We start from the raw sequence: 13,363 nt of genomic DNA, 5'->3' as shown, positions 1-13,363 counted from the left end.
GTCATGGCAAAGGAAAAGTTTGAAAGAACGAAACCCCATGTAAACGTAGGAACGATTGGCCACGTTGACCATGGAAAGACCACCCTAACAGCGGCACTAACCATTGTGCAAGGAAAGAAATTTGGCGGAGAAGTGAAAGACTACTCAGCCATCGATAATGCGCCAGAAGAAAGAGAGCGTGGGATCACAATTTCAACTGCACACGTAGAATACGAATCAGAAACACGTCACTACGCACACGTAGACTGCCCAGGTCACGCCGACTATGTTAAAAACATGATCACAGGTGCAGCACAAATGGACGGCGCGATTCTTGTTTGTTCAGCAGCAGATGGCCCAATGCCACAAACGCGTGAGCACATCCTTCTATCTCGTCAAGTAGGCGTACCTTACATTGTTGTTTACCTAAACAAAGCCGACATGGTAGACGACGAAGAATTGATCGAATTGGTAGAAATGGAAGTACGTGAGCTTCTAGATCAATACGAATTCCCAGGTGACGATACCCCTGTGATTATCGGTTCAGCCCTTAAAGCGATCGAAGGCGATCAATCAGAAATTGGTGAACCTTCAATTGGTCGTCTAGTGGCAGCGATGGACGAATACATCCCAACACCAGAGCGTGACACAGACAAGCCATTCCTAATGCCTGTAGAAGACATCTTCTCAATCCAAGGACGTGGAACTGTTGCAACAGGTCGTATTGAAACAGGTGTGATCAAAGTTGGTGAAGAAATCGAAATCGTAGGTATTCGCCCAACACAAAAAACCACTGTTACCGGTGTAGAAATGTTCCGTAAACTGCTTGACCAAGGTGAAGCAGGGGACAACGTAGGTATCCTATTACGTGGAACCAAGCGTGAAGACATCGAACGTGGACAAGTATTGGCACACCCAGGTACCATTAACCCACACACCAAGTTTGAAGCAGAAGTGTACGTATTGTCAAAAGATGAAGGTGGACGTCACACCCCATTCTTCAACGGCTACCGTCCACAATTCTACTTCCGTACCACAGACGTTACAGGCGAGTGTCAACTACCAGAAGGTGTTGAAATGGTTATGCCAGGTGACAACGTTCAGATGACAGTTGAATTGATCAACCCAATCGCTATGGACGAAGGTCTACGCTTCGCGATTCGTGAAGGTGGTCGTACTGTAGGTGCCGGTGTGGTCTCTTCTATCATCGAGTAATCGTAGAGAATTGCTAATTCAGTTAGTAAATTGCTTGAAATTAAAGAAGGGGATGTTTATAATCCCCTTTTTTGAACCTACAGGGGTATAGCTCCAATTGGTAGAGCACCGGATTCCAAATCCGGGTGTTGGGAGTTCGAGTCTCTCTACCCCTGCCATATTTCATGACGACCTGAACGTGTTCAGGTCGTTTTAGCTTTCAGAATAGAGTTTTATGTCGAAGAAAATTAAAAATCAAACGGTGACTGGTTCGCCTCAAGATAAGCTCCTGTTTACTTTGGCGCTGCTACTGATGGCCGCTTCTATAGTGGGATATTATGTCTATTCTGAAGCGCACGCTGTTGTTCGCGTTTTAGGGATGTTGGCTGGGGTTGGTGTTTCCATCTTTATGCTGTCTAAAACGGAAAAAGGGCGTGAGTGGATCCATTTTTTTGTTCTCGTAAAAAAAGAAGTGCAAACCGTTGTCTGGCCATCTCGTCAGGAAACACTACAAATGACATTAATTGTGTTAGTAGTTGTGACGATCATGGGGATTTTCCTTTGGTTGGTAGATATGTTCTTCTTATGGTTGGTACAGCTTCTAACTGGACAAGGTGGATAAAATGGCTAAACGTTGGTATGTAGTACACGCTTATTCAGGTTATGAGAATAAGGTGAAAAAAGCACTTCAAGAATATGTAGAACGGGAAGGTATGCAGGATAAGTTCGGTGAAATGCTGGTGCCTTCTGAAGAAGTGGTCGAAGTCCGAGATGGAAAAAAATACACCAGTGAAAGGAAATTCTTTCCTGGTTATGTATTGGTACAGATGGACATGGATGAAGATGCTTGGCATCTTGTTAAGAGTGTTCCTCAGGTTCTTGGATTTATTGGGGGAACCAGTGATCGTCCAGCCCCCATTTCTCAAAAAGAAGTGGATCGTATTCTAGAGAGAATGCAAGAAGGGGCTGAGAAGCCACGTCCAAAAGTGATGTATGAACCGGGTGAAATGGTTCGAGTGATTGATGGACCCTTTAAGGACTTTGAAGCTGTGGTGGAAGAAGTTGACTATAGCAAAAATAAACTGCAAGTTTCAGTGCTCATTTTTGGTCGCTCAACCCCAGTTGAATTAGAGTTTACGCAAGTAGAAAAAAGTTAAAAATTTTTTTAGGAACGCGGGAGACCGCATTGTTTAATCGGGGAGCCGAAAGGCGTTTGACCCAAAAGGAGTAAGTATGGCTAAGAAGATTGAAGCCTATATTAAATTGCAAGTCCCAGCGGGCGGTGCAAATCCAAGTCCACCAGTTGGTCCAGCTTTGGGTCAACATGGTGTTAATATCATGGAGTTCTGTAAAGCTTTCAATGCTCAGACTCAAAATGTAGAAAAAGGCTTACCGATCCCTGTTGTTATTACCGTATACAACGATCGTAGCTTTACCTTTGTTACCAAAACTCCTCCAGCTTCAGTATTGCTATTAAAAGCAATTGGTGCAAAAAGCGGAAGTCCAGTGCCCAATTTGAAAAAAATTGGCACCATTACGCGTGCGCAGCTGGAAGAAATTGCAAAAACAAAAATGCCCGATTTAAATGCTAACGACCTAGATGCCGCAGTCAAAATTATTGCAGGTACCGCTCGTAGCATGGGCATCGTGGAAGAGGGGTAAGGTATGGCTAAGCTATCTAAGAAACAAAAAATGATCCAAGAGCGTGTTGATTCAACAAAACAATACGACTTGAATGAAGCGGTTGAAATTTTAAAAGAATTTGCCAGCCCTAACTTCGTTGAGTCAGTGGATGTTGCAGTTCGTCTTGGTATTGACCCTCGTAAGTCTGATCAAGCAGTACGTGGTGCGACGGTTCTACCAAAAGGGACCGGGAAAGAGGTGAAAGTGGCGGTCTTTACTAACGAAGCCAATGCAGAAGCGGCAAAAGCTGCCGGCGCTGATTATGTGGGTATGGACGATTTGGCGGCCGAAATCAAAGGGGGCATGATGGACTTTGATGTCGTAATTGCCAGTCCTGATGCGATGCGTGTTGTTGGTCAGTTGGGTCAATTACTGGGTCCACGTGGCTTAATGCCGAACCCTAAAACCGGGACAGTCACCCCTAATGTCGCTGAAGCCGTGAAAAATGCAAAAGCGGGTCAAGTACGCTACCGTGCGGATAAAGGTGGGATTGTACATGCCCCTATTGGTCGTGTGACGTTTACGGCTGAAGACATTAAAGAAAACTTAAATGCATTGATTGATGATTTAACTAAACTTAGACCTGCAAGTGCTAAGGGTGTGTACATCCGTAAGGTTGCGATCTCCAGCACAATGGGTCCAGGTGTCACCATCGATCAAGCCAGTTTATAAGATTTTGAAACCTTCTCCTTTGTGTTAAGGTTTCATATGCGAATTGGGTCTCCTTAAACAGTTTAGTTAGGTGAGTCCCATCGCAGACCGTAGGCGTATATCGAAGGATATGCTTAATAGTTTTAAGCCTGCGTAGATGGAAGCGTAAAACATATGGTTTTACGAGTTTTGGAGGTCATATGGCACTTAAACTTGACGATAAAAAACGCATTATTGAAGAAGTGTCTGCTATTGCAGCAGATGCTTACTCAATTGTTGCGGCAGAATATCGTGGGTTGACAGTGGAGGAAATGACTAACCTTCGTCGCCAAGCAAGAGAAGCGAATGTGCAGGTGCGTGTGATTAAAAACACCCTTGCGCGTCGTGCGCTTAAAGGTACGCAGTTTGAAGATATTGGATCAGAGTTGGTGGGACCTTTGGTCTATGCTTTCTCTATGGAAGATCCAGGTTCAGCGGCACGTATCTATAAGAATTTTGCTAAAGAGCATGATGAGTTAGTTGTGAAGGTATTGACAATTGGTAATGGTCCTATGGGGCCAGAGCAGTTGGATTCTGTTGCCTCTCTACCAACTTACGACGAAGCAATCAGCAAACTGATGTTTGTAATGAAAGCGCCTGTGGAAAAACTTGCGAAGACACTCAACGAGGTTCCTGGCAAGTTGGTACGCACAGTGGCAGCGATCAAAGATGCCAAAGAAGCGGCATAAATTACTCACTTATTTTAATTTGTTTTAGGAGAACGAAAAATGTCATTATCAAAAGACGAAATTTTAGAAGCCATTGCGAATATGTCCGTAATGGAAGTTGTTGAGCTTGTAGAAGCTATGGAAGAAAAATTCGGTGTTTCTGCTGCCGCTGCTGCTGTTTCGGTAGCTGCCCCTGCGGGTGGTGAAGAAGGTGGTGCAGCTGAAAAAACTGAATTTGATGTTGTATTGACTGGTGCGGGTGCTAACAAAGTTGCTGCGATTAAAGCAGTACGTGCTATTACTGGCCTAGGTCTTAAAGAAGCTAAAGAAGCAGTTGAATCTGCACCTACAGTGCTTAAAGAAGGTGTTTCTAAAGAAGAAGCTGAAGAGCTTGTTAATCAGCTTAAAGAAGCAGGTGCTGAAGCTGAAATTAAATAATCCTGATTATTTAACGGCTTTAGTCACAGAATTGGCTGGTGGATTTTCCACCGGCCTTTTCTCGTTTTATGAAAGTTGTCTAAAATAGAGATAATTTTTATTTGAAGTGTCTAAAAGTGTGATCAATCAGATAATTTTGGTTATCAAAGTTTTAGGTACTGTCCCAGTCGCAAGACTTAATAACATATGAATGTCGAGGCAATCAATGGCTTATTCTTTAATTGAAAAGAAACGAATCCGTAAAGATTTTTCAACTAACCCCTCCATCTTAGAAGTCCCCTATCTACTCTCTTTGCAAAAAGGTTCATTTCATGAGTTCCTGCAAAAAGATAAAAAACCGGTAGAGCGGGAGAATGTGGGATTACATGCAGCCTTTAAGTCGGTATTTCCGATTAAAGGAGTCGCGGGTACGGCTGATTTAGAGTATGTCAGCTATCAACTCGGCCAGTCTGAATTTGATGTTAAAGAGTGTAAACAACGTGGTGTGACTTATGCAGCGCCTCTACGCGTTAAAATGCGTTTGGTGATTTATGATAAGGATGCACCTGCAGGGAATCGTCCCGTTAAGGATATTAAAGAACAAGAAGTATATTTGGGTGATATGCCCTTGATGACCGATAATGGGACTTTTGTCATCAATGGAACCGAGCGTGTCATTGTCACCCAGCTTCACCGTTCTCCAGGGGTCATTTTTGATAGCGATAAAGGGAAATCCCACAGCTCAGGTAAGGTGCTGTTTAATGCGCGTATTATTCCTTACCGTGGCTCTTGGTTAGATTTCGAGTTTGATCATAATGATTGTGTTTACGCGCGAATTGATCGTCGTCGTAAACTCCCAGTCTCTGTTCTTCTTCGTGCCATGGGCTATAACAACGAAGAAATTCTTCGTATGTTCTATGACACCATGAAGCTGACAGTTAAGAAAGGGAAGGTGTTCTTAGAGGTTGATATAGAGCAGCTTAAAGGCCAAACTGCGCCTGTTGATGTTGTCGTCGACGGCAAAACACTGGTTAAAGCCGGTAAGAAGATCACCGCGCGTACCATTAAGCAACTTAAGGAAGCAAATCTAAAGGCCTTAGAAGTGCCTGCAGAATTTCTATTAGGCAAAGTATTGGTCTCAGGACTGGTGGACAAAGAGTCAGGTGAATTGATTGCCGCGGCTAACTCTGTGATTACGACTGAAGTCATCGAACGTATCATGGAGCTTGGAAAAGTTGATCTAGAAGTTTTGTATATTGATGAAAATAATAATGGTCCTTACATTACCGATACCATTAATTTAGATACCACTTCATCACAGCTCGAGGCACAAATCGAAATTTATCGAATGATGAGACCCGGTGAGCCACCTACGCCTGAGTCCTCTGAAGCGCTTTTTAATAGCTTATTCTTTGATGAGTCACGTTACGATCTCTCCAAAGTTGGCCGGATGAAGTTAAATCGTCGATTAGGGCGTGAATCCAATGAAGGCTCATTAGTGCTTGAAAAAGAAGACATTATTAATGTTGTGCGTGAGTTGATCAACATTCGTAATGGTAACAGCTCAGTGGATGATATTGATACATTGGGTAATCGTCGCATTCGTGCTGTAGGAGAAATGGCGGAAAATGCCTTCCGCGTTGGATTGGTACGTGTTGAAAGAGCAGTTAAAGAGCGCTTGAATCACGCCGAAAGTGAAGGCTTGATGCCGCAAGATTTAATCAATGCCAAGCCCGTTTCTGCCGCCATTAAAGAGTTCTTTGGTTCCAGCCAACTTTCTCAATTTATGGATCAGGTGAATCCGCTTTCAGAAGTGACGCACAAACGTCGTGTCTCTGCATTGGGGCCAGGCGGGTTGACGCGTGAACGTGCTGGATTTGAAGTGCGAGATGTGCATCCAACGCATTATGGTCGAGTTTGTCCAATTGAAACCCCTGAAGGGCCAAATATCGGTTTGATTAATACCTTGGCCATTTATGCGCGTACCAATGAATACGGTTTCTTAGAAACGCCTTATCGTAAGGTGGTCAATGGTCGAGTGACAGATGAAATTGAGTATGTTTCTGCCATTGATGAAGAAAAGTATGTCATTGCTCAGGCCAATATTAAGCTAAATGAGAACAATGAGATTGTAGATGAGCTCGTTTCAGCGCGCTATAAAAATGAATTTACCTTAGCCTCTTCTAAGGATGTGAATTATATGGATGTGTCGCCTAAACAGATTGTTTCGGTTGCGGCGTCCTTAATTCCTTTCCTAGAGCATGATGATGCTAACCGTGCCTTGATGGGTTCAAACATGCAGCGTCAGGCTGTTCCAACCTTGCGTGCAGAAAAACCTTTGGTTGGTACCGGGATTGAAAAGACCGTTGCTATTGACTCTGGCGTAACCGTTGTGGCAAAACGCGGAGGAGAGGTCATCTCCTCAGACGCTTCTCGTATTGTGGTGCGTGTCAATACAGATGAGATTCAAGATGGAGAATCAGGTGTTGATATCTATAACCTAGTTAAATTCCAGCGTTCTAACCAAAACACTTGTATTAACCAAAAACCGATTGTACAAGTGGGAGAAAAGGTTGTACGTGGAGATGTGTTGGCAGATGGTCCTTCTACAGATCTAGGTGAGTTGGCGCTCGGTCAGAATATGCGTATCGCCTTTATGCCATGGAATGGGTATAACTTTGAGGATTCGATTTTGATTTCTGAGCGTGTGGTGCAAGAAGATCGATACACCACCATTCACATTGAAGAGTTGACCTGTATGGCGCGTGATACCAAATTGGGGCCAGAAGAGATTACGGCGGATATTCCTAATGTCGGTGAAGCGGCGCTTTCTCGCTTAGATGAGCGTGGTATTGTCTATGTCGGAGCGGAAGTGAAGCAAGGCGATATTTTGGTTGGAAAGGTGACACCAAAAGGTGAAACCCAGTTGACGCCAGAAGAGAAGCTGCTGCGTGCCATCTTTGGTGAAAAGGCTTCGGATGTGAAGGATACCTCTTTGCGTGTACAGAAAGGGATCGAAGGGACCGTTATAGATGTACAAGTCTTTACCCGAGAAGGGGTGAAGAAGGATGCACGAGCGCTTGAAATTCAGGAAGCTGAATTGAAGAAGGTGAAAAAGGATTTTGACGAGCAATATAACATCCTGCTAGAAGATACCATTGCCCGTGCTAAGCAGATGGTTGAAGGCAAGGAGTTGGTCGATGGCACAATTATTGATCAGGCCATGCTTAATCAGCTGAATGATGAGCAAATTTTTGAGCTGAACGTGGTTGAGGATGAGCTCGCTAAGCAGTTAGAGTCGCTGCAAGCTTATCTTAAGACTAAACGTAAGGAGCTGGATAAAGCTTATGAAGAGAAGCGTAAGAAATTGACGCAAGGGGATGAGCTTCAGCCGGGTGTTTCTAAAATGGTGAAAGTCTATGTGGCAGTCAAACGTCGCATTCAACCTGGAGATAAGATGGCGGGTCGCCACGGAAATAAAGGGGTGATTTCTCGCATCTGTCCGATCGAAGACATGCCTTATGATGAAACCGGTCGTCCTGTGGATATCTGTCTAAACCCTCTGGGGGTTCCATCACGGATGAATGTGGGGCAGATCTTGGAGGTTCACCTAGGTTTAGCAGCATGGGGTCTGGGTGAAAAGATTAACCAGATGCTGGAAGCGCAAGAAGAGGTCAAAAATATTCGAGCCTTCCTAGACAAAATTTACAATGAAACGCAAGGTCAAGGCGTAGACTTTAGCCAATGGACCGATGAAGAGATTATCGAGCTAGCTAAAAACCTTCGCAAAGGGGTCCCAGTCGCATCGCCCGTATTTGATGGTTGTTCAGAAGAACAGATCAAGGCGTTGTTGCGTTTAGCCGATCAGCCTGAAAGTGGACAAATGACCCTTTATGATGGGATTACGGGTGAAGCCTTTGATCGTCCAGTCACAGTGGGTTATATGCACTACCTGAAACTGAATCACTTGGTGGATGATAAGATGCATGCGCGCTCCACTGGGCCTTATAGCTTGGTCACCCAACAACCCTTGGGTGGTAAGGCACAATTTGGTGGTCAGCGTTTTGGTGAGATGGAGGTTTGGGCACTGGAAGCTTATGGTGCGGCCTTTACGCTACAAGAGATGCTGACAGTGAAGTCGGATGATTTAACTGGACGGACCCGCATGTATAAAAACATTGTAGATGGCAATGAATATATGGAGCCAGGCATGCCTGAGTCCTTTAGTGTGTTACGGAAAGAGATCCGTGCACTTGGTATTGATATTGAGTTGGAGCAAGACTAATGAAAGATTTACTTGGTTTTTTGAAAAAACAGAATGTCTCAACAGATTTTGATGAGATTAAAGTCTCCCTTGCTTCACCCGAAAAGATTCGTTCTTGGTCATATGGCGAAGTTAAAAAACCCGAGACAATTAATTATCGTACGTTTAAGCCAGAGCGTGATGGACTTTTCTGTGCCAAAATTTTTGGCCCCATCCGGGATTATGAGTGTTTATGTGGAAAATATAAGCGCTTAAAGCACCGCGGTGTGATTTGTGAAAAATGCGGTGTAGAAGTGACTCAGGCTAAGGTGCGTCGTGAGCGCATGGGTCATATTGATTTGGCGACCCCTGTGAGCCATATCTGGTTCTTAAAGTCTCTTCCCTCTCGTATTGGCTTAATGCTGGATATGACTTTAAAAGAAATTGAGGCGGTCCTCTATTTTGAAGCCTTTATGGTCGTGGATCCTGGCTTAACGCCACTTGAGCCTTGGCAGTTGCTTTCAGAAGAAGAATATCTGAATGCACTGGATGAGTATGGCGATGAGTTTGAAGCGCAAATGGGGGCTGAGGCCATCAAAAAAATGTTGCAATCGATCGACCTGCAAGCAGAAGCGGATCGTTTGCGTGAAGAGATGGAAGCGACCAACTCTGAAACCAAGCAGAAGAAAATCACTAAACGCTTGAAGTTGATTGATGCTTTCTTGCAGTCTGGCAATAAGCCTGAATGGATGATTTTGGATGTTCTACCTGTTTTACCCCCAGAATTGCGTCCTTTGGTGCCTTTAGATGGGGGTCGGTTTGCAACCTCAGATTTGAACGATCTTTATCGTCGTGTGATTAACCGTAATAACCGTCTAAAACGTCTGTTAGATCTTATGGCGCCAGATATTATTGTGCGCAACGAGAAGCGGATGCTACAAGAATCTGTGGATTCTCTGTTGGATAATGGCCGTCGCGGTCGTGCGGTGACCGGCTCTAATAAGCGCCAGTTAAAGTCCCTGGCTGATATGATTAAAGGGAAACAAGGGCGTTTCCGTCAAAACTTACTCGGTAAGCGTGTAGACTACTCTGGTCGTTCCGTGATTGTGGTCGGGCCGAACTTGCGTTTACACCAGTGTGGCTTGCCGAAGAAAATGGCGCTTGAACTGTTTAAGCCTTTTATTTTTAGTAAACTACAGAAACGTGGCTTAGCGGCGACGATTAAAGCCGCCAAAAAGATGGTTGAGCAAAATTTGCCGGAAGTTTGGGATGTACTCGATGAAGTCATCCGGGAACATCCAGTGTTGCTAAACCGTGCGCCAACCCTTCACCGTCTCGGGATTCAAGCTTTTGAACCGGTACTGATTGAAGGTAAGGCAATCAACTTGCACCCACTGGTCTGTTCAGCCTTTAATGCTGACTTTGATGGGGACCAGATGGCGGTGCATGTCCCGCTCTCATTAGAAGCACAGGCAGAAGCGCGCACCTTAATGATGTCGACCAATAACCTATTGTCGCCTGCGAATGGGGATCCGATTATTGTGCCTTCACAGGATGTGGTACTTGGTCTCTATTACATCACAAGAGAACGCATCAATGCTAAAGGTGAAGATCGAGTCTTCTCTAACTGGCAAGAAGTTGAGCGCGCACTCGATGCAAAAGAGGTGGACATTCATGCACGCATTAAATTGCGTATTAATGAGGTCACTCGGGATGAAGCCGGTAAAGAGCACGCGAATAGTCGAATTGTAGATACTACCGTCGGTCGTGCCATTTTAAAACGTATTTTGCCTCAGGGCTTAAGTTTTGATTTGCTCAATACGCACTTGACTAAAAAGAATATCAGTAAGGTATTAAATGCGTGTTACCGGATTTTGGGACCAAAAGAGACGGTCGTGTTTGCGGATCAGCTCATGTATGCTGGTTTCAAATGGTCAACTTTAGGCGGGCTCTCTTTCTGTTCGGATGATATGTTGATTCCAAAAGAAAAAGAGGAAATCATCAAGCGTGCAGAAGAACAGGTGGCAAAAATTCAGCACCAATATGCACAAGGCTTGGTGACTGAAGGTGAGCGCTACAATAAGGTCATTGATATTTGGTCCCATGCGAACGAACTCGTCACCCAAGCGATGATGGATGAATTGCAATATGAAACGGTAATCGATAAAGAGGGTAATGAGGTGAAGCAGCTCTCATTTAATTCCATCTTTATGATGGCCGATTCAGGGGCTCGAGGATCTGTGGCGCAGATGCGTCAGTTAGGTGGGATGCGTGGTTTGATGGCCAAACCTGATGGTTCGATCATTGAGACGCCGATTACCGCGAACTTCCGTGAAGGTTTGAATGTACTGCAGTACTTCATCTCAACGCACGGAGCACGTAAAGGTCTGGCGGATACGGCACTGAAAACCGCAAACTCTGGATATCTAACGCGTCGTTTAGTTGATGTAGCACAAGATGTCGTGGTGACAGAGCATGATTGTGGAACCTCAGAAGGGATTACGATTTCTGCCTTGATTGAAGGTGGAGATGTGGTTGAAGAGTTGAAAGATCGTATCTTGGGCCGTGTTCTCAGTGAGGATGTGGTTGCATCTAACGGTGAAGTCATTTATCCAGCAGGCACTTTGTTGGATGAAGCCGCTGTGAAAGAAATTGATCGCCATGGGATTGATTCGGTAAAAGTTCGCTCTGCAATCACTTGTGAAACCAAGTTTGGGGTCTGTCAGCAGTGTTATGGCCGTGATCTGGCTCGTGGACAGCGCGTCAATTTGGGTGAGGCTGTCGGTGTCATGGCTGCACAGTCCATTGGTGAACCTGGAACTCAGTTAACGATGCGGACCTTCCATATTGGGGGGACGGCTTCAGCTTCAGCGGCACAAAGCCAAATTGAAGTGAAGCATGGTGGTACCGTTAAGTTCATTAACTTGAAAACCGTTAAGAACTCAGAAGGCAATAACATTCTTATTTCACGTTCAGGTGAAATTTCCATTTCAGATGAAAATGGGCGTGAGAAAGAACGTTATAAAGTGACTTATGGTTCCATCATTACTGTTGATGATGGGGATACCGTCGAATCTGGTCAGATTATTGCCAAGTGGGATGCGCATACACACCCAGTGATCACAGAAGCAGAAGGCCGGGTGGTCTTTGGTAACTTTGAAGACAATGTTGAAGAGCATGTGGATGAATTGACAGGCTTAGCGACCTATATTGTCAAAAGTGCCAAAGATCGTAATTCGATGAATAAAGAGGCGCGGCCTTATATTCAATTAGTTGATGAAAATGGTGAGAGTGTTTGCTTCCCAGGGACGCAAACCCCTGCCATTTACTTTTTGCCCGAGCATGCGATTGTTGTCGTGCAAGAAGGCGATAAAGTGGGTCCTGGAGATATCATTGCAAAAATGCCATTGGAATCTTCAAAAACCAAAGATATTACTGGGGGTCTTCCTCGAGTGGCGGATCTGTTTGAAGCGCGCGTACCAAAAGAGCCAGCTATTATGGCTGAAGTCTCTGGTGTGGTGAGTTTCGGGAAAGAAACCAAAGGTAAACAGCGTTTAGTCATCACTCAGGATAATGGTGAACAATATGAAGCCTTGATTCCTAAGTGGCGGAATATGACAGTATTCGAAGGTGAACGTGTGGAGAAAGGGGATATTGTGGTAGATGGTAATCCAAATCCTCATGATATTCTGCGTTTACTCGGTGTGGCAAAATTGACCGAATACATTGTCGATGAAGTGCAAGAGGTTTACCGCCTTCAAGGGGTAAAAATCAATGACAAGCATATTGAAACCATCGTTCGCCAAATGCTGCGTAAGGTATTAATTAAAGAACCAGGCGATACCGGCTTGATTAAAGGTGAGCAAATTGAGTATGCGCGTGTTCTTGAGTTGAATGCTAAAATGCGGGAAGAAGGTAAGCAAGAAGCGTCCTATGAACGTGTTTTACTGGGGATTACCAAAGCCTCGTTGGCGACAGAGTCCTTTATCTCTGCAGCTTCCTTCCAAGAAACGACACGTGTGCTGACAGAAGCAGCCGTTAGTGGTAAGCGTGATCAATTGGTAGGACTCAAAGAGAATGTGATCGTCGGCCGACTCATACCTGCAGGAACCGGGTTTGCTTATCATCAAGCGCGTAAAAAAGCACAGGAAAAGATGGATGCTGAATTGAAAGCTTTTGTCGATTCTGAGCAAGCGACCTCTGATGATGAGCAAGAGGATTTAGCAGAGATAGATGCCCAAGCTTTCTTCAGTGAAGGAAATGCTGAAAGCATTGAAGAGTAAAAAGGTGGGCCAGGAGATTAAAATCCCCAGTCCTGCCTGAAGATACTTTCGTACATTTGTACGAGATGGTCTATAAATTTAAAATTCAATAAGTTATTACTTGACTTATTGAAGTTAGGTAACTAAAATTCTTTAACCTTATTTGGCAGGCCATAGGTCTGCCGTTTATTTTTTGGGTTATTGAGTGAATAAATCTCATAATGGAG

The 13,363-nt window shown here is 44.5% G+C and carries 9 protein-coding genes and 1 tRNA gene; all 10 read left to right on the top strand.

Annotated features, from left to right (window positions below):
• Positions 1 to 3 precede the first annotated feature (3 nt).
• Positions 4 to 1,194, top strand: coding sequence for an elongation factor Tu (gene tuf, locus ACYQ05_RS05795; RefSeq protein ID WP_459819200.1), 1,191 nt, complete (start codon positions 4 to 6; stop codon positions 1,192 to 1,194).
• A gap of 81 nt (positions 1,195 to 1,275) precedes the next feature.
• Positions 1,276 to 1,352, top strand: a tRNA-Trp gene (locus ACYQ05_RS05790).
• A gap of 56 nt (positions 1,353 to 1,408) precedes the next feature.
• The gene (gene secE / locus ACYQ05_RS05785; protein ID WP_459819218.1) at positions 1,409 to 1,795 is read left to right on the top strand and encodes a preprotein translocase subunit SecE; all 387 of its coding nucleotides are present in this window, start codon (positions 1,409 to 1,411) and stop codon (positions 1,793 to 1,795) included.
• Between the two features lies 1 nt (position 1,796).
• Entirely contained in the window at positions 1,797 to 2,330 is a 534-nt protein-coding gene (nusG, locus tag ACYQ05_RS05780) for a transcription termination/antitermination protein NusG (RefSeq protein ID WP_459819216.1), read from the top strand.
• Between the two features lie 76 nt (positions 2,331 to 2,406).
• Positions 2,407 to 2,835: a 50S ribosomal protein L11 gene (rplK, locus tag ACYQ05_RS05775; protein WP_459819215.1), complete on the top strand. Its 429-nt coding sequence runs from the start codon at positions 2,407 to 2,409 to the stop codon at positions 2,833 to 2,835.
• Positions 2,836 to 2,838: 3 nt separating this feature from the next.
• Entirely contained in the window at positions 2,839 to 3,528 is a 690-nt protein-coding gene (rplA, locus tag ACYQ05_RS05770; RefSeq protein WP_459819213.1) for a 50S ribosomal protein L1, read from the top strand.
• Positions 3,529 to 3,707: 179 nt separating this feature from the next.
• The gene (rplJ, locus tag ACYQ05_RS05765) at positions 3,708 to 4,235 is read left to right on the top strand and encodes a 50S ribosomal protein L10 (protein WP_459819211.1); all 528 of its coding nucleotides are present in this window, start codon (positions 3,708 to 3,710) and stop codon (positions 4,233 to 4,235) included.
• A gap of 39 nt (positions 4,236 to 4,274) precedes the next feature.
• Positions 4,275 to 4,652: a 50S ribosomal protein L7/L12 gene (gene rplL / locus ACYQ05_RS05760; protein ID WP_459819209.1), complete on the top strand. Its 378-nt coding sequence runs from the start codon at positions 4,275 to 4,277 to the stop codon at positions 4,650 to 4,652.
• Between the two features lie 205 nt (positions 4,653 to 4,857).
• Positions 4,858 to 8,916, top strand: coding sequence for a DNA-directed RNA polymerase subunit beta (rpoB, locus tag ACYQ05_RS05755; RefSeq protein ID WP_459819208.1), 4,059 nt, complete (start codon positions 4,858 to 4,860; stop codon positions 8,914 to 8,916).
• Positions 8,916 to 13,157 carry a DNA-directed RNA polymerase subunit beta' gene (rpoC, locus tag ACYQ05_RS05750; protein ID WP_459819206.1) on the top strand — a complete coding sequence of 1,414 codons (4,242 nt, stop codon included), beginning with the start codon at positions 8,916 to 8,918 and terminating at the stop codon, positions 13,155 to 13,157. Before rpoB ends, rpoC begins: the two co-directional genes overlap by 1 nt.
• Positions 13,158 to 13,363 lie beyond the last annotated feature (206 nt).

Source organism: Galenea microaerophila, assembly GCF_054657255.1.
Note: the sequence above shows the minus strand (reverse complement) of the source record. Positions and strands in the feature narration are given on the sequence as shown.